General features: G+C 36.0%; 15 protein-coding genes. 7 read left to right on the top strand and 8 right to left on the bottom strand.

Annotated elements, in window-relative coordinates; translation table 11 throughout:
* Position 1 precedes the first annotated feature (1 nt).
* Positions 2-727 (bottom strand): SAM-dependent methyltransferase, encoded by a 726-nt coding sequence (locus BMX24_RS11040; protein WP_089792497.1) that lies wholly within the window; start codon positions 725-727, stop codon positions 2-4.
* Between the two features lie 123 nt (positions 728-850).
* Here BMX24_RS11040 and BMX24_RS11035 point away from each other — a divergent pair, with 123 nt between their 5' ends.
* The 3 genes from BMX24_RS11035 to BMX24_RS11025 all read left to right on the top strand — a co-directional run bounded on the left by BMX24_RS11035 (position 851) and on the right by BMX24_RS11025 (position 4,483).
* Positions 851-2,014 (top strand): THUMP domain-containing class I SAM-dependent RNA methyltransferase, encoded by a 1,164-nt coding sequence (locus BMX24_RS11035; protein ID WP_089792494.1) that lies wholly within the window; start codon positions 851-853, stop codon positions 2,012-2,014.
* 278 nt (positions 2,015-2,292) lie between these two features.
* Positions 2,293-2,697 carry a branched-chain amino acid ABC transporter substrate-binding protein gene (locus BMX24_RS11030; protein WP_089792491.1) on the top strand — a complete coding sequence of 135 codons (405 nt, stop codon included), beginning with the start codon at positions 2,293-2,295 and terminating at the stop codon, positions 2,695-2,697.
* Between the two features lie 160 nt (positions 2,698-2,857).
* Positions 2,858-4,483: a T9SS type A sorting domain-containing protein gene (locus BMX24_RS11025; RefSeq protein WP_089792489.1), complete on the top strand. Its 1,626-nt coding sequence runs from the start codon at positions 2,858-2,860 to the stop codon at positions 4,481-4,483.
* Positions 4,484-4,542: 59 nt separating this feature from the next.
* Here the strand turns inward: BMX24_RS11025 and BMX24_RS11020 are convergent, their stop codons facing one another.
* Complete coding sequence (locus tag BMX24_RS11020; RefSeq protein ID WP_089792487.1) at positions 4,543-4,908, bottom strand: helix-turn-helix transcriptional regulator; 366 nt, start codon at positions 4,906-4,908, stop codon at positions 4,543-4,545.
* A 152-nt stretch (positions 4,909-5,060) separates the two neighbouring features.
* Here BMX24_RS11020 and BMX24_RS11015 point away from each other — a divergent pair, with 152 nt between their 5' ends.
* Complete coding sequence (locus BMX24_RS11015) at positions 5,061-5,321, top strand: hypothetical protein (RefSeq protein WP_089792485.1); 261 nt, start codon at positions 5,061-5,063, stop codon at positions 5,319-5,321.
* Between the two features lie 59 nt (positions 5,322-5,380).
* A complete protein-coding gene (locus BMX24_RS11010; RefSeq protein WP_089792482.1) occupies positions 5,381-6,208 on the top strand; it encodes a GLPGLI family protein in 828 nt (275 codons plus the stop codon).
* A 27-nt stretch (positions 6,209-6,235) separates the two neighbouring features.
* Here BMX24_RS11010 and BMX24_RS11005 read toward each other — a convergent pair whose 3' ends face one another.
* Both BMX24_RS11005 and BMX24_RS11000 read right to left on the bottom strand, forming a co-directional pair.
* Complete coding sequence (locus BMX24_RS11005) at positions 6,236-7,042, bottom strand: helix-turn-helix domain-containing protein (protein ID WP_089792480.1); 807 nt, start codon at positions 7,040-7,042, stop codon at positions 6,236-6,238.
* Positions 7,043-7,189: 147 nt separating this feature from the next.
* Complete coding sequence (locus BMX24_RS11000) at positions 7,190-8,197, bottom strand: SDR family NAD(P)-dependent oxidoreductase (RefSeq protein ID WP_089792478.1); 1,008 nt, start codon at positions 8,195-8,197, stop codon at positions 7,190-7,192.
* 210 nt (positions 8,198-8,407) lie between these two features.
* On the opposite strand from BMX24_RS11000, the gene BMX24_RS10995 reads away from it, so the two are divergent.
* On the top strand, positions 8,408-9,412 hold the full coding sequence (locus tag BMX24_RS10995) for a glycosyltransferase family 2 protein (protein WP_089792476.1): 1,005 nt from the start codon (positions 8,408-8,410) through the stop codon (positions 9,410-9,412).
* Between the two features lie 122 nt (positions 9,413-9,534).
* Here the strand turns inward: BMX24_RS10995 and BMX24_RS10990 are convergent, their stop codons facing one another.
* Positions 9,535-10,761, bottom strand: coding sequence for an aminotransferase class I/II-fold pyridoxal phosphate-dependent enzyme (locus BMX24_RS10990; RefSeq protein WP_089792474.1), 1,227 nt, complete (start codon positions 10,759-10,761; stop codon positions 9,535-9,537).
* A gap of 155 nt (positions 10,762-10,916) precedes the next feature.
* Here BMX24_RS10990 and BMX24_RS10985 point away from each other — a divergent pair, with 155 nt between their 5' ends.
* Complete coding sequence (locus tag BMX24_RS10985) at positions 10,917-11,375, top strand: Lrp/AsnC family transcriptional regulator (RefSeq protein WP_089792472.1); 459 nt, start codon at positions 10,917-10,919, stop codon at positions 11,373-11,375.
* 3 nt (positions 11,376-11,378) lie between these two features.
* Here the strand turns inward: BMX24_RS10985 and BMX24_RS10980 are convergent, their stop codons facing one another.
* The 3 genes from BMX24_RS10980 to BMX24_RS10970 form a co-directional block, all read right to left on the bottom strand.
* The gene (locus BMX24_RS10980; RefSeq protein WP_089792470.1) at positions 11,379-12,413 is read right to left on the bottom strand and encodes a bestrophin family protein; all 1,035 of its coding nucleotides are present in this window, start codon (positions 12,411-12,413) and stop codon (positions 11,379-11,381) included.
* A 99-nt stretch (positions 12,414-12,512) separates the two neighbouring features.
* Entirely contained in the window at positions 12,513-14,585 is a 2,073-nt protein-coding gene (locus BMX24_RS10975) for an alpha-ketoacid dehydrogenase subunit alpha/beta (protein ID WP_089792468.1), read from the bottom strand.
* A gap of 77 nt (positions 14,586-14,662) precedes the next feature.
* On the bottom strand, positions 14,663-16,765 hold the full coding sequence (locus tag BMX24_RS10970) for a S8 family peptidase (protein ID WP_089792466.1): 2,103 nt from the start codon (positions 16,763-16,765) through the stop codon (positions 14,663-14,665).
* Positions 16,766-16,920: the final 155 nt, after the last annotated feature.

Genomic DNA, 16,920 nt, shown 5'->3' with positions numbered 1-16,920 from the left:
ATTAGTTTTTCTTAAATAAATTAATGCAACGAACCGAAGTTTCTTTATTAAATTCATTCAACTGGTAATCTCCCCAGATTTTTATTTTTTCAAAACCACAATCTGCTGCATAAGAATTAATGGCTTCCAAGGTATGAAGTTTTACTTTTTCAAAGAAATGAAAAGACTTTCCGTTGTCTTCAAACTGTATATCCTTGATGATATGTCTGCCTTCAATTTTTTTACAGATCTTGAATTCGATATCACCTCTTTTAATGATAGATTCAGGAATGATATTTTTTCTTACATATTCTTCATTCAGGTAATCCAGAACAAAAAATCCGCCCGGTTTTAAAACATCATAAACAGACTGGAAAACTTTCTTATCATCATTCTTATTATCGAAATACCCGAAGCTGGTGAAGAGATTGAAAACCGCATCCATAGGATCTGCATCAATCGGATTTCTCATATCATGAACATCGAATAACAATGTCTGATTTTCAAACTGCTTATCAAATTCGATACTCTGTCTCGATAGATCAAGTCCCAGAACATCATAGCCCAGTTTATTAAGAAAAACCGAATGTCTTCCCTTTCCGCAGGCCAGATCTATGATTTTAGAATTCGGCGGCAGCTGCAGATCTGCAGTCAGTTTTGTAATGAAATTTTCAGCTTCCGTATAGTCTCTGTTACTATAAAGCAAATGATAATAAGGGGTATCAAACCAAGATTCAAACCATTCCATAGTGCAAAAATAGTGTTTTTTGGTCTACACTTCATCGTTGTTGGGCGATGGTTTTTATAAGTTGTAATGATTTCTATTGGCTATAAACTGACAACCAACAACTAAAATCATTATTTTTGCATCATGGATATAGAAAATCTACAGATTCAGATAAAAACCTTCTTCGGATTAGAGCAAATTTTAGCGGAAGAAATCAAAAAATTAGGAGGAAGAAAAGTTGAGGTAAAAAACCGTGCGGTAAATTGTGAAGGCGATTTGGGCTTTTTGTATAAAATTAATTATTCTGCAAGAACAGCTTTAAAAATTTTAGTTCCGATTCATGAGTTTAAGGCTTTTAATCAGCATCAGTTTTATGACAGACTTTTCAAATTCAATTGGGAAGAATTCATGGATGTCGATCAGTCTTTTGCTATTGATGCGACCGTGAATTCTGAAACTTTTAAACATTCACAGTTTGTAACATTGAAAATGAAGGATGCAATTGTGGATTATTTTCAAGAAAAATTCAAGAAACGTCCGAATGTTGAAACCAGAACGCCGGATATCAAATTTCATCTTCATATCGACAGGGAACTGATTACGATTTCTCTGGATTCTTCGGGAGATCCTTTGTTTAAAAGAGGATACAGAAAAGAGCAGGGAGAAGCGCCAATTAATGAAGTATTAGCCAGCGGAATGCTTCAACTGGCAGGCTGGGACGGAAAAGGAAACTTCCTCGATCCGATGTGCGGTTCGGGAACTTTACTGATCGAAGCTGCGATGATTGCGTTGGATCTTCCGGCACAGATTTTCAGAAAAAGATTCGCCTTTCAAAACTGGAAAAATTATGATGCTGAATTGTTTACGAAAATTAAAGAATTCAGAATTAACAGAATCAAAGAATTTAACGGAAAAATTGTTGGCTATGACATTGATGCAAGAATGCTGAACGCCGCAAGAATGAACATCGAAGCAGCTGAAATGGAAGACGTAATCGAGGTGAAAAAACAAAACTTTTTTGATTCCAAGAAAGAGCTTTTCCCTTTATTAATGGTATTCAATCCGCCTTACGATGAGAGAATTTCAATCAACGATGATGATTTTTACAAGAAAATAGGGGATACGTTCAAAACGAGCTATCCAAATACCTTAGCCTGGCTGATTTCTTCTGATCTTGAAGCGGTGAAGAAAATTGGTTTGCGCCCGTCAAGGAAAATCAAGCTTTTTAATGGAAAATTAGAGACGAGATTTTTACAGTATGAGATGTATGAAGGGACGAAGAAGGTACATAAATTGGAGGAAAAATAATATTAAATTATAAAAGACAAAGTCATATGAGGTTCTGAAAAATTTGAATAAGGCTTCGAGAACCTCAGCCTGACAATCTTAGTATTTTATTTCCTTTAATTAAAAAACCAGTAGTTATACTTTCTGTCACCCTGAGGCTCTCGAAGGGTTGTTGAACAGGAGACTTTGAGAACCTCAGCCTGACAAAGCGCATATTTTATTTTTTTAATTCGAATATAAAGTTTTCGAAGGATTGCAATATTTTCCAAATTAATTTTATTTTTGTGAAAACATAAATTATGAGTTGGGATTTTCTTGAAATTTTTGATGTAGTCACGGATGCTGTGGACTTATTTGTTAGTGGTTCATCATCTTCGAATACTGGCTACGATGAAAAGTCAAGAATTAAAAAAAAATCAAAATACTTTGTAGAAAAGATAAGTGCTGGCTTTCTTCTGGCGGCTTCGGTTTTATTTTTCTTTGTCTTTAAAGATCCCATACCTGCGGAAAATTATTTACAAACTTTAATTGTCGGTTCATTGATCGGCTTGGCAGTTTCTTTATTGTTCTTTTTCATTTTATATGCACTGGAAAAATATTATTTTAAAAGTGTTTTCCAATGGTTGTTTTTTAGTTGTTCGACTATTTTGCTTGCTATTTCTGTGGTTTTTTGTGTTTATTTTGAATCAGGTTTATTTGTGTAATATTTTCACTTCTTTTCTTATATTTCAAGGGTATATTTTTTTATCAACCAGATAAAAAAAACTTATTCTGTCCATCAACATTTATAATTTTTTTAACATAAATAAATGACCAGTTAGGGATTTATTTTTTTAATTTCGACTAAACGTTTAAACAAAAAGTATGAAAAAATTATTTACAATGTGTGTATTGCTATGTTCAGTTTTAGCAGTAAAAGCCCAATGGAATTCTAATACCGATGAAAATATGAAAGTAGTAGATCACTCGATATCTATTACACAATCACAAAGGATGAGTGATGGAAAAACATATGTGGTTTATTGGCAATCGGATCCGGCTATTCCTACAGGATATAAATTACGGATGCAGATTTTAGATCAAAACGGGAACAGACAGCTAGGACCTTATGGAGCTTTAATAACCGATCAAATCATGATGAATGGCTCTGTCGAGTTGATAAAAACGACAATAGATGCTTCCAACAATCTGTATGTAGCGGTAAATGGGACCGGAGGTAATCATGATTCTTATATCTTTAAAATCACTCCACAGGGGAATTCTGTGTGGCCCAACGGTATCAGTGTAGGGCAGGGAGATCAGTTAAGTATTCTTCATTTATCCAACGATGATATATTGGTAGCATATAAACCGACTAATGAAACCTATCTGAAAATTAAGAGGTTTAATTCCAACGGACAGGCGATGTGGAGCTCTCCTGTGGCTCTCATGTCCGATGATCCCACAAAACAGACGGTTGCTTCAAGCTTATTTGAACTTACGAATAATGAATTTGAAGTTGTTTTTCATAAAATTATAAATTCGGCGGGTGATACCTATTTATTTGCACAAAAACTTGACCTTAACGGGACGATAATGTGGAGTACACCTAAACAGATTTCAACTAAAACGACAGCCATGTTTACAAAATACGGAGGAGTTGCAGACGGAAATGTTGTGTATTATGGTATTACGGGAAGTTCTGGATCAGGATTTGCAGATTATTTGCAGAGAATAAATGCAGACGGCACTTTACCATGGGGTGCAGATGGAGCAGATTTTGATATCAACCAGACCAACCTTGAGATGGATATGAAAATTGCGCATACTCCGGGGTCACCTAATATTTGGGCTATTGCAAATTACAGTAACAGTTCACAAACGGCTTACGGAGAATATGTGCAGAAATTTGATAAGAATACGGGAGCAAGGCTTTTCACGGATAATGCAAAACAGGTATTCCCGATTAATGCAAGCTCCATGATGCACACAGGAAATCTCTATTTGGTAAATGATAAGCCGTATTTTGTAGTTCAGAAGAATATGCCTCCTTCTATGTTTAATATTTCTTTGCATGCTGTAATGCTGAATGATAATGGAGATTTTGCATGGCCTCAGCAATATTTGCCGTTGGCTACTTTTGCAGCCTTAAAATCGTATGTATCTTCTCTTCCGCCTGTTAATGGGCAAAGTGTAATTGTATTTAATGAGCAGAAAAATTTTGATTCCGATAAATTTGCCTATGCTCAAAATCTTGTATTGCCGACTTTAGGAACCAGTGAAGTGAATGGAAATCATCAGAATATAAATATATATCCAAATCCGGTTGCCGATGTGATTACTGTAAAAGGTGTTAAAGATCAGAAGTTTAATATCTATAATTTAGCAGGTCAGCTTGTAAAAAGAGGAGAAATGAAGGAGAATAAAATTAATGTACAGGATCTTTCAAAAGGAGCTTATATCCTTAAAATTGGTGATCAGAATGAAGGGTACAAGTTGATAAAGAAATAGCAGAGAAGGGGATTTTGCTGATAAAAAAAGCCTTCAAAATTTATCTGAAGGCTTTTACATTATTTTTCAAGTTCAGCAATTCTGGACTTTAGATTTTCTATTTCTTTTTTTAGAAGTTCAATATATTCCTGCTGGGTTTTTAAAAGATATTCTGGCACATTATAATACACATTATTACTGCCAATATTACTATTTGTAATGTCTGTTATATTTTCAAATTTATGATTAATATTATCTTCTTCTTTAATATCCTCTATTTCTACATCCAGTAATTTTGCAATACGTTCCCATTCTTCATCTTTAATCTCAATTTCCCCTTTTTCTTTACGCAAATACTGAGTCTGGCTTATGTTCAAATGTTCTGCTATATCTTGCTGGGAGAATTTTTTCTCTTTTCTCGCTCTGATTAATTTTTCCTTTACCATAGAAATATTTTTTACAAATATAAAACAAAATTATTCGAATTTATTCGCATAAATTTTATTTGTTTTTCATTAGGTAGGGATTTAGATTTGCATAAAAGTTATCCGGAAATACTTTTAAAAAATCAGGCATTAACATTTTAAAAAAACAAACAATGAAAAAATTTATTTTATTAAGCGCTTTAAGTTTTGCGGCTTTTACAAGTGCAAAAGAAAATGTAAACAACAGTTTTGAAATTAAAAATGAAGTTTATAAGTCTTCTCAAGAGGGAAAAGTTTTTAGACTTCCTTATCAATGGGTTGAATGCCATTCACCATGTGGAGCAGTATATTGGCTACAGGCATCAAATTATGAAAGCCCAGCAGATTTGCTGGATGCTCAGCAGGATTTGAACGATATTAAATGTGGTAATTAATTTTTAATGTAAATTCATTCCGTACAAGTAACATTGTACGGATTTAGTTTTTTTATAATATGAAACAATTTATTAGCGCTCTAACATGTTTGCTTTTTATTTTTACAAAAGCTCAAATGTCAGGAAATTTCTCTTTACCTCCTGATAAATATAAGGCAGAAGTATTGGATAAAAGTATTCAAAATATTTACTATCAATTAAATTTTATATCGAATCCGAAATCAGACAGTAAAAAAGATGCAGTCTGTGTTTTGCAATTAGGTGAAAAGTTTACAAAATTTTTTGAACTTAATACTATGAAATATGATTCTCTTGTTGAAAAGTATAGCCATGAAGATAAAATTGGAGCAAAGGAAATGAATCTAATGTTTGCCTTCTACAGTAAATGGAAGCCAATTCTTCTCCGTGATCTCAATAAAAATCTTATAACAATTCAGGATAAAGCAAAAGATAATTATCAATACTCAGAAGAACAGCCTATAATTAATTGGAAACTTGAAAATGAATCAAAAAATATTTTGGGATATACATGTCAGAAGGCTACGACAGAATTTCGGGGCAGGAAATTTACGGCATGGTATTCTAAAGATCTTCCGATAAATAACGGACCATATATTTTTAATGGTTTGCCAGGATTAATTATGGAACTTGAAGATAAAAAAAATCAATATCATTTTATTGCAATTGCAATGGATAAAAAACCAATGCAAATTTATTTAAGAAATGAAGATGAGATTTTTAAAGTCACCAGAAAAAAATACAGAGAAGTACAGAAGGCATATCATGATAATCCTGCATTTTTTCGCGGTCCAATTTATGATTCTGAAGGTAATGAAGTGAAACAACAGACGAAATCTAAACCATATAATCCTATTGAGCTAGAATAAAAAGAAATCCTACTGGATTTCTTTTTATTACTTCACCATCGAAGGCGCAAAACCATACTGTTTTTTAAAAGCATAAGAAAAATGTGACAGATCTTCAAAACCGACTTCCATAAAAACATCCGATGGTTTTTTATTCTTTTCAGATAAATGATAAAAAGCCAGTTCCAGACGTTTCTGGGTAAGCCACCGTTGTGGTGTGGTCTGAAAAATTTTCCTGAAATCACGATTAAAAGTGGATAAACTTCGCCCCGTCAAATACCCGTATCTTTCCAACGGCATATTAAACATATAATTCTTTTCCATAAAATTCACCAGATCAATTTTTCCGGGTTCTTCAAAATCAGCAAGAACCGAATCTATCCCGGGATCAATTTCCCTTAAAATACTGATCGCTTCTATGATTTTTAACGATGCAATATGTTCCGGAAAAGAATCTTTTATATCAAAATAAGGAACGAGTGAAGCGAGACAGCTTTCCAAAAGCGGGTGTTTTTCAAAACTGTAAATTTTAGCTTCTTCGCGAATATTTTTCTCCTTAATCTCTAAGGTTGTATAAAAATCTTTTAACCTTTCTTTCGTTAAATGCATCACCACAGCTTTGTGCGGAAGCCCGTCTTTAGGGTAATTAATAATCGTTGCGAGATGATTTCTCGGAATCAGGAAAATATCTCCTGCTTTGAAAAGGTAGGATGTATCAGCCTGAATAATTTTCGTTTCGCCCGAAATAAACCAGACCAGCATATGAAATTCAAAAACCGTTTCCGTCTTGAAAAGCTTATCATCATAGGTGGAAAGTTTAATGTCCGGGGTGATATATTTGATATGAAAATCCATTGTAGTATTAATTTTCAAGGATAAATGTAGTTAAAATTTTGTTTTTGGCTGGAAGCTTGAAGCTGGAGGCTGGAGGAGGGAGTAATAGGTAGAAGAAAACATATCTTTTTTAAACCTCCAGCATCCCACTTCCCGCATCCAGCTAAATTACATAACCTCAAACTTATATCCGATCATTTCCTCACTCATTTTCCAAAGTCGCTCAGCATTGTCCAGATCAATAGAATAGGGCTGAACTCCCCTGATCGTCGATGGTTCGTCGTATCTGTGCTCGATCTGTCCGTTGTCAACCTCTGCAATATCGCAGTTTTCACAGTAAACACCACCAATATTTTCAAGAAGCGGACTTGTAGCGCACCAGATCGTTGTAGCAGCTCCCTGCGGAATGGTTTTTAATTTGGCTTCCACTTCAGGTTTTATTTTTCCGTTTTTGTCATGGGTTCCCATTTGGATGTACAGATCTATCGGTTCTTCCCGTCCCAGATCGGTTCCATATACAGAGCCGGGATGCAGGGAATAGGCTCTGACATTGAATTTTTTCGCTTTTTCATCCAATGCAGCCGCAAATAAATTACTCGCCGTTTTCGACTGCCCATATCCCGTTAATGTATGATACTCTCTGTTCTCAAAATTCGGATCTTCAAAATCAAAAGGAGACATTTGATGTCCATAAGAAGAAACATTGATCACTCTTGCTGCATCGGCTTTTTTTAAGGCTTCCCAAAGTTTTGCAGTGAGTTGGAATTGTCCCAAATAATTGGTCGCCAACTGCGATTCAATCCCCCGGCTGTCCCTTCTCAAAGGAACCCACATGATTCCTGCATTGTTGATCAATAAGTCTAATTTTCGACCGGAAGAAATGAATTTTTCAGCAAATGAATCGATAGATTCCGGATCGATTAAATCCAGTTTTTCAATTTCTGCATTTTCAATTCCCTGTAGATTTTTTTTCGCTTTTTCAAGATCTCTCGCCGGAACGATAATCGTAGCTCCCGCAGCGGCTAAAACTTTTGTCGTTTCCAGACCGATTCCTGCATAACCGCCGGTTATGATGGCTATTTTTCCCGAAAGATCAATTCCGTTGATAACTTCTTGTGCTGTAGATTGTGCATTAAAACCTGAGTTGATAGGCTGCTGTAAATTATTAAGTTTCATTTTTAAATTGTTTTAAAATTTTCTTGAGACAAAGTTAGGTGGAGTGGACCTTGTAGATTTTGTTTAAAATGTCAATTTATTTTGTTTAAAATTTCATCTTCAAAATTTTTAAAAGGAATGAAATATTATTTTGTTGTGCTTTCCGTTTAATTAATGCAAAACTTTTTTGCGCATTCTTTCCTGAATAAGTAATTTTGAAAAATTTTCAATTTGAAACCTACCATCTCCATCGTCGTTGCTATTTTTAATCGAAAAGATGAACTTTTTGAGTTATTAAATTCTCTTACCCAGCAAACTGATAAAGAGTTTGAAATCATTATTGTAGACGATGGTTCCATGATCGATTTGAAGCCTACCATCCAAAATTTTGAACAGTTTTTGGATATAAAATATTTCAGGAAAGACAATTCAGGGCCGGGTTTGAGCCGAAACTACGGAGCCAGAAGAGCGCAAAACGAATGGCTGGTTTTCGTGGACAGTGATGTGATCGTAGAAAAAGATTATATCGAAAATATTAAAAAAGATATCCTCGAAATTGCCTGCGATGCGTTTGGTGGAGCGGATAAAGCCCATAAAGGTTTCAACCTGATGCAAAAAGCGATTTCCTATTCCATGACTTCAGTTTTTACAACCGGAGGAATAAGGGGAAGCAAAAAATCGGTTTCAAAATTCCAGCCGAGAAGCTTCAATATGGGCGTAAAGAAAGAGGTTTTCGAGAAAGTAGGAGGCTTTTCAGAAATGAGAATAGGTGAGGATCCGGATCTTTCGATGACGCTTTGGGAAAATGGTTTTAAGACTGCTTTTTTTGATAATATTGCAGTGTATCATAAACGCAGGGTAGATTTTGGGAAGTTTTCAAAGCAGGTGTATCAGTTTGGCTGTGCAAGACCAATTCTTAACCAAAGACATCCGAACTATGTGAAAATTTCATTTGCATTTCCAAGTTTGTTTCTGTTGGGATATATTATAGGTTTTTTAGAGTATTTTATTCTGGGAAGAGGGATTATCCTTGCATTTTACGGTTTGTATACTTTTATGGTATTATTTCATGCTTTGTTTGTTACTAAAAATATCAGTATTGCCGGAATGGCGGTGATTTCTACCTATATTCAAATGTTTTCTTACGGATATGGTTTCTTAAAATCCTGGATTTTGTTAAATATTTTCAGAATGAAACCGGAAGATGCTTTCCCGAAGCATTTTCATAGGAATTAATTTTATTTTAGCAATAAATAAACACTCTATTTATACTCTTTCAGAATGAGAAACAAGACGTTACAAACTTCCAAAATAAAAAATAAAGACTGTCGAATTTTCAACAGCCTTTATACAATAAACTAGAATATGGATATGGTTTCATGGTTGAGAACGCCTGTTTTTAGCATGCATTCTTTCATCTTTTCGTAGGTTCGCTCGATGTCGTGATCCAGACCGATTGAGAATCTGATAAGTCCATCGGAAATTCCCATGGTTGCGCGTTCTTCTTCCGGGATTTCAGAGGAAGTCGAGCTTCCGGAGCATGAGAATAAGGTTTTATAAAAGCCTAAACTTACCGCCAGATAACCCAGGTTTTCCTGCTGCATCAGTTCCATCAGTTCGTTAGCCTTTTCCGTGGTTCCGGCATCTAAGGTTAATAATCCGCCAAAGCCATACTCTTCATGCATCATACTTTTCATTAATTCGTGGTTTTTGTGGGATTTTAATCCGGGATAAGAAACTTTTAACCCATCTTTTTCAAATCTTTCAGCCAGATACATAGCATTGTGGCTGTGCTGCTTCATTCTGATGTGCAACGTTCTCAGGTTCTTTAGAATACTTGAAGAACGAAGGCTGTCCATTGTTGGTCCCAACAACATGCAGGCTCCGGTGTTCACATTTTTGGTATCATTAATGAATTCCTGAGTTCCGCAGTAGACTCCGCCCACAGTATCGCTGCTTCCGTTAATAAATTTCGTTAAAGAATGAATAACGATGTCTGCTCCCAATACAATCGGCGAAATGGAAAGTGGTGAGAAAGTATTGTCAACAATCAATTTCAAGTTGTGTTTTTTACAGATTGCTGATAACTTTCTCAGATCCGCAACCTCTAAAAGTGGGTTGCTTACACTTTCACAATATATAATCTTAGTGTTTTTTTGGATGGCATTTTCAATAGATTCAACATTATTGATATCCACAAAAGTGGTGTCAATTTGAAAGGATGGTAGAAAATTTTTCAGGAAAGCATAGGTTCCGCCGTAAATTGTTCTGCTGGAAATGATATGATCTCCACTTTTGCAAACCTGTAGTAAGACAGAGGTAATTGCGCCCATTCCTGAAGCGGTAACATTCGCGGCTTCCGTGTTTTCCATCTTAGCCAATGCCTGCGAAAGATACAGGTTCATCGGGGAAGAGTGCCTTGAGTACAAATAACAGCCATCTGCATTGCCTTCAAATGTATCAAACATCGTTTTAGCAGAAAGGAATGTGTAGGTCGAACTATCTGAAATTGATGGGTTTACTCCACCAAACTCTCCAAAATATTGTAAATCCTGGATTTCATTAGCAGCATTAAAGTCTTTCATATCTTACTTAGATTTTAAGTGATAAATTTGAAAGAATTCCAGAATTATTACAACATAAATTTAGATTATTAGATTATAAATCTAGTTAATTTTAATTTGATAGAATAAAAGTTTATTATATTTGAATATCGTAAACATTTAACAAAAATTTATCTATGGCATTGGATGAAATTGACAAAAAACTGCTTCTTTTTTTGCAGGAAGATTCGAAACAAACGACGAAAGAGTTGTCTTATAAGCTGGGGTTGTCGGTAACGGCTGTTTATGAACGCATCAGAAAACTGGAAAATATGGGAGTTATTTCCAAGTATGTTGCTCTTCTCGACCGGCATAAGGTTAATCGGGATTTTATTGTGCTTTGTCACATCAAATTAACACAGCATAAAAAAGAATATGTCCTTCAGTTTGAAAGGGAAGTGATGAATTTACAGGAAGTTACCGAATGTTTCCATGTGAGTGGAGATTATGATTATATTTTAAAAATCGGCGTTAAAGACATGGAAGATTACAGGAATTTTATGTTGTCAAAACTCACAACTTTACAGCATATAGCCAGTACTCACAGTTCGTTTATGATCTCTGAAGTGAAAAATACGACGGCGATTGTGTTGTAAATTTTAAACCAAAACTCCATTTTTAGAGGAAATCGGATCGGGCAGATCGGTTTCTCCGGTCATTTGTAAAAGATCAATTTCAATCGTTCTGCAGATGGAAAGTATCGGAACATCGAACATCAGTCCTGCAAATGGATTTTCTGAATAATCACCAACCAATTCCATGATGATGTAGACCCAGCCGATGATAATACAAAACGGAATGGAAGTCCAGATTCCCCAGTCGCCGAGTTTTGCAAATTCGTTCACCAAACCTAAGGGAAGCAGCATGATAAAAAGTACATTGAAAACAAATGCGGTACTCGCAAACTGCCTTGGAGAAGGAAATTTCTTGATTCTCTCCGCCTGTCCCTGAAAACCATAAAATTCATTTAAAGAATTTTGAAGCTGCATCTGATGGAAATCCGAAATAGCCCCCAAATTTTTTAAAGCATTAATATCTTTTGCCTGCTGGGAAACAAGATAAGTCGCAAAATTTTTATAAGTCGACTGAAGCTCTGCCTCCTGTTCCGAAAGATATTTATTAAGGAAAATCGGAGTTCGCCCATAATCCGGAAATCCAGCTTTGATGATCCTGTTTCTTTTTTGATTGATGTGATGATGTGAATGTTCTTCCTCTGCACTGATATGCTCCCATTCGGTGGGGATCAAAAGCTGCTCACGAAAGGCATAGAGCCATGCAATGTGACGGTATACGATTTTTTTTCTACGATCTTCCAGGTCAAAAGTTCCTACTTCTTCATTTTCAGTATTAAAAGCATAAACCATCGAAGCAAATGACCGACTCGAATTCACAATTCCACCCCAAATTTTTCTGGCTTCCCAAAGCCTGTCGTATGCCTGATTATTTTTAAAACCAACCAAAAAAGCTTCCGCAGTACCGATCAACGCTACCGGAACCCAGGGAATAATCATCCATTGCCAGTTGAAAAAATAGAAAAGAACCGCAATCAGCGTACACCAGACCGAAATCCAGATAAGATGAATGCCCGATAAATTGAGAACCTGTCTGTAATTGACATATTTTGTGGTGATCATAGGTGCTTGAAGTTTGCAATATGTTGATTAAAAATAATAAAAAAAGTGCGAAAAAAAACCTCTAAAAAATATTTAGAGGTTTGATTTTTTATCTGATTGTTAATTTTTCAGCATTTCTTCAATTTTTGCGGCTAATTTCTCAGCATTCGGAAGCATTTCTTTTTCCAGAACCAGGTTGATCGGAACGGCCGGAGTATCCAGCGATCCCATCGTTTCAACCGGGGCATCAAGATACTTGAAACAGTTTTTGGAAATTCTGTGTGCAAAAGCTTCTGCAAACGAATTGTTCAATTGTTCTTCTGTTAACACGATACATTTTCCATGAGCTTTTACTCTTTCGAAAACCAGTTCTTCATCAAGTGGAATTAACGTTCTTAAGTCGATCACTTCAACTCTTCCGTTAAAGCTTTTCGCCGCTTCTTTTGCCCAATAAACACCCATTCCGTAGGTTACTACTAATACAGTTCTTCCTTTTTCGGTTTCCTCTTTATCTGCTTCAATGATCACTTTTCCTTTTCCGAAAGGCAACACATAATCTTCTGCCGGTTCTATGGTTTTTGCATCCTCCGTTCCCGGAACTTTGCTCCAGTAAAGACCTTTGTGTTCCAGCATTATCACGGGATTCGGGTCGTAATAAGCTGCTTTTAATAAACCTTTAAAATCTGCAGCATTGCTCGGATAAGCTATTTTAATACCTTTAATATTGGCTAAAATACTTTCAACACTTCCACTGTGGTAAGGACCTCCACCGCCGTAAGCTCCGATCGGAACACGGATGATATTGCTTACCGGGAATTTTCCGTTGCTTAAATAATTTGATTTTGAAATCTCCGTAATCAATTGGTTGATTCCCGGATAAATATAATCTGCAAACTGTACTTCAACGATCGGTTTTAATCCAACCGCACTCATACCTGTCGTAGAACCGATAATATAAGCTTCCTGAATGGCCGTGTTGAAAACCCTTTTGCTGCCGAATTTTTTCCCTAAAGTCACCGTTTCACGGAAAACCCCACCGATTCTTTCTCCAACATCCTGTCCGTACAGTAAAGCTTCCGGGTGTTTCCACATCAATTCCTGGATAGCGTGAATGGCAGCGTCTACCATCACGATTTTTTCTCCACCTTCAGGCTCACGAGTTCCTACTTCTTCTGTAATAGGAGTCGGTGCAAAAATATGCTGCATTACCGTTTCAGGAGAAGGATCCGGTGCATTTTGCGCTTTTTCGAATGCTTCTTCTGCCTCAAGACGGGCTTTTTTGGTAATTTGCTTTAATAATTCTTCGTCAACACCAGTTTCAAGCAATTGATTTCTAAGGATTTCTCCCGGATCTTTTGCTCTGTGTTTTGCTAAATCTTCTTCATCTCTATAGAATTCTCTTCTTACTCCTGAAGTATGGTGACCAATTAAAACTGTTTTAGCACAAACAACTAAAGGTTTTCTTTCGTTTCGTACAAAATCAACAGCTTTTTTCATGACTTCGAAACTTTCTACGAAATCTGTTCCGTCCACTCTCATTCTGCTTAAGCCGGTGAATCCAGCCACAAAATCGTAGGCATCACAAGTTCTGGCTTCTTCTTTCGTTACCGAAATTCCCCATTCATTATCCTGAACGAGGAAAATGATCGGAAGCTGATGCAAAGCCGCAAACTGAAGCGCTTCACTCACTTCACCTTCCGTTACCGAATTGTCTCCAAGGCTGCAGACAACAACCGGATTATTTTCAAATTGTTGAAGATTAAAATCCTGAATATATTTTATCCCTTGCGCAACACCTGTTGTCGGAATGGTCTGCATTCCGGTCGCAGAACTTTGATGAATGATTTTTGGCTTGTTTTCATCTCTGCTCGAAGGGTGGGAGTAATAAGATCTTCCTCCTGAAAAAGGATCGTCAGCTTTTGCCAATAACTGCAGCATCAGTTGATAAGGTTCGAAACCGATACCCAACAAAATACTTTCATCTCTGTAATAAGGAGAAACCCAGTCCTCCTTTTTTAATTGATAAGCTGTAGCAAGCTGAATGGCTTCGTGACCTCTTGAAGTACTATGAACGTATTTAGTAACATTTCTGTTTTCTTCGTAAATGTCTGCCATCGCTTTTGCAAGCATCATATGATTGTAAGCTTTAAGCAAAATATCCTGAGAAACTTTCTCGTGAAGTGTATTTTCCATAGAAAGCAAAGATAAACAAAAAACAAAACACTAACAACTGTTAGTGTTTTGCTATGATAATTCAAATGAAAATAATATTATTCTTTTATAATTTTTTTAGAAATAATATCCTTATCTGTCTTTATTTCAATGATATAAATTCCTTTAGTGTAAGAAGATAAATCCAAAGTTTCACGATCTGAATTGATAGTTCCACTGTTTAATTTTTTACCAGACAGATCATAGATGTTAAATGTAGCTTTTTTAGGAGCTTTAAGAACATTCACAACGTCTTTTGTAATGGTAGGAACAATGGTCAGATTATTTAACGCACTTGTTTCATTCGTTGCTAAAACCTGTTGTGTATAACCCGTTACCATGATTGAATAATTCTGAGGCGCGCTTGTACCGCTGTTATTTACAAGGTTTCCTTTGTTGGTAATTTCTACCCTGTAATTTCTACCCGGAACAGGAGCATCAATAACAACTTGCTCTACGTTATCCACTGTGTTATCTGCTTTCGTAGCAGGAGTCATCGGTGAATTTGCATTTAATTTCCATGGATAATATACAGTATTGTCTGTAGTATCGATAATTCTTAGATCCAGATCATTAATAAGTCTTGAAATTCTGTTGTTGTAGGCATCAGCCCAGGTTAAATTTGCAGGAATAACATATTCTGGGTCAATCCATGAGATGGTTACTTTTAAAGGTTCGGTTCCTGAAGCTGTTACAACTTTTTGATTAGGAGTTCCGCTATTTAAAACTTCATCATTAAAAATGATTGTATTATTTGATTTTCCTACAAGTAATTCTGCTCCTTTTTTAGAGTTGATATATCCCCATCCGTTCCATGGATCTGGTCCCACAGTTCCGGCTTCGGATGCAGAGTGCACCATGAGTGTTTTTGCCGAAGCGGCATTAAGTTCAAGATTCGGGAATAATTGCTTGTATATCTGCATCCAAAGACCAATAATTCCGCTTACAATAGGCGCTGAATATGAAGTACCGCTACCTACAGAAATTAGGTTACTACCTGTCGTATTTTCTGCTGTAGAGGCGCTTGCCACATCCGTTCCTGTAGTAATAATATCCGGTTTTATAGCACCGTCATCTCTTGGTCCTGCACTGCTGTAGCTGGATTTTATGACATCCGAAGGCGCAGAATATCTTTTGTCAGTTGCTGTAAGGATATCCGAAGCACCAACGACGATGATATTTTTAGCTAAAGAACCAAATCCTATACAGTCGTAGCCCAAGCTGCAATTGTTGGAGGGAACAGTATCCGTGGCAGTAAATTCTACCGTATTACCGTTGCTTACATAATATTTTGGTACCGTATTTCCGGTAGGACCCATCCCGAATGAGTTTCCAGCAGATTTTACAATGACATAAGAAGGATTGTTATATACGATATTATCATAGTTCTGGTCATTGGTAAAGTACGTTCCCTGCAGGTCATACGTTGTACTAGGACTTGTATAATATCCGCTCCATACCCATGCCGGAGAGCCGTTAACGGTCTTCTGATCCCAACCCGGGTTAGTACCATATGAATGATTGGAAATTTTTGGCTGTGCTAAAAGTATTTTCTGAAATATATTACTAGTCGTTGAATTTCCCGGAAGAGTTGTTGTTGCGAAAGCGTAATTATCAAAAGTAGCATTCTGCGCAATTCCTCTGAAATTGGTAACACGAGTAGTACCATTAGTAAATGTAATGGTATATGGATAATCTTTGGCTCCCATAAAGCTGGTCACAGCAGTCGCATGAGCGCTGTAATTCATCGTGGAAGCCTCTTTGTTATTGACTCTGTTCGGCGCATTGTTGAAAAAAATGTGTGAACCAAACGCCCTTCCGCCGTCAAATACGGTATATTTAATATTTTCTCCGTTAAAAGAACCTGTTAGTCCCGAAATAGTTCCGTTCTGAAGATAATCTGCATTAGAATTTTTTATCTGATCCAGATCGGTTGCTTCATAGAAATACGGTTTTCCGCTTGGGTCAAAACCTGCAAGATTGCTTCTCTGTGCTTCAATTTCTGCAGTTGTGGAGGTTTTGTTGTATTTGGAAATATAAGAATCAAACTTTTGTTCGTTTTCATTCTTTTGTTTCTCAAATTTTCTCATTAATTCATCATTGCTTTGGGCACTTACTAAGCTTATCGCCAAAGTGCTTACCAGGAGTATGTGTTTTTTCATAAAATAAAATATTGAAATCCTGACAAATGTATATTGGAAGAGAAAGAGTTACAGTTAATAATTGTTAAAGTTTTATTCCAGTCATCAATTGGTTAAAATTTAATGTTTTTTGGTAAAAAATATTTATTTTAATAATTAATTTGCTTAATAATTTT

The organism is Chryseobacterium wanjuense, assembly GCF_900111495.1.
In the GTDB taxonomy this organism is placed as follows: domain Bacteria; phylum Bacteroidota; class Bacteroidia; order Flavobacteriales; family Weeksellaceae; genus Chryseobacterium; species Chryseobacterium wanjuense.
Note: the sequence above shows the minus strand (reverse complement) of the source record. Positions and strands in the feature narration are given on the sequence as shown.

What these genes read in the sequence shown, in the direction of transcription:
- BMX24_RS11000 (WP_089792478.1), bottom strand. Translation starts at nt 8,197, where the DNA reads ATGAAACTTAATAATTTACAGCAGCCTATCAACTCAGGTTTTAATGCA.
- BMX24_RS11030 (WP_089792491.1), top strand. Translation starts at nt 2,293, where the DNA reads ATGAGTTGGGATTTTCTTGAAATTTTTGATGTAGTCACGGATGCTGTG.
- BMX24_RS10970 (WP_089792466.1), bottom strand. Translation starts at nt 16,765, where the DNA reads ATGAAAAAACACATACTCCTGGTAAGCACTTTGGCGATAAGCTTAGTA.
- BMX24_RS11025 (WP_089792489.1), top strand. Translation starts at nt 2,858, where the DNA reads ATGAAAAAATTATTTACAATGTGTGTATTGCTATGTTCAGTTTTAGCA.
- BMX24_RS10990 (WP_089792474.1), bottom strand. Translation starts at nt 10,761, where the DNA reads ATGAAAGACTTTAATGCTGCTAATGAAATCCAGGATTTACAATATTTT.
- BMX24_RS10980 (WP_089792470.1), bottom strand. Translation starts at nt 12,413, where the DNA reads ATGATCACCACAAAATATGTCAATTACAGACAGGTTCTCAATTTATCG.
- BMX24_RS11010 (WP_089792482.1), top strand. Translation starts at nt 5,381, where the DNA reads ATGAAACAATTTATTAGCGCTCTAACATGTTTGCTTTTTATTTTTACA.
- BMX24_RS11005 (WP_089792480.1), bottom strand. Translation starts at nt 7,042, where the DNA reads ATGGATTTTCATATCAAATATATCACCCCGGACATTAAACTTTCCACC.
- BMX24_RS11015 (WP_089792485.1), top strand. Translation starts at nt 5,061, where the DNA reads ATGAAAAAATTTATTTTATTAAGCGCTTTAAGTTTTGCGGCTTTTACA.
- BMX24_RS11040 (WP_089792497.1), bottom strand. Translation starts at nt 727, where the DNA reads ATGGAATGGTTTGAATCTTGGTTTGATACCCCTTATTATCATTTGCTT.
- BMX24_RS11035 (WP_089792494.1), top strand. Translation starts at nt 851, where the DNA reads ATGGATATAGAAAATCTACAGATTCAGATAAAAACCTTCTTCGGATTA.
- BMX24_RS10985 (WP_089792472.1), top strand. Translation starts at nt 10,917, where the DNA reads ATGGCATTGGATGAAATTGACAAAAAACTGCTTCTTTTTTTGCAGGAA.
- BMX24_RS11020 (WP_089792487.1), bottom strand. Translation starts at nt 4,908, where the DNA reads ATGGTAAAGGAAAAATTAATCAGAGCGAGAAAAGAGAAAAAATTCTCC.
- BMX24_RS10975 (WP_089792468.1), bottom strand. Translation starts at nt 14,585, where the DNA reads ATGGAAAATACACTTCACGAGAAAGTTTCTCAGGATATTTTGCTTAAA.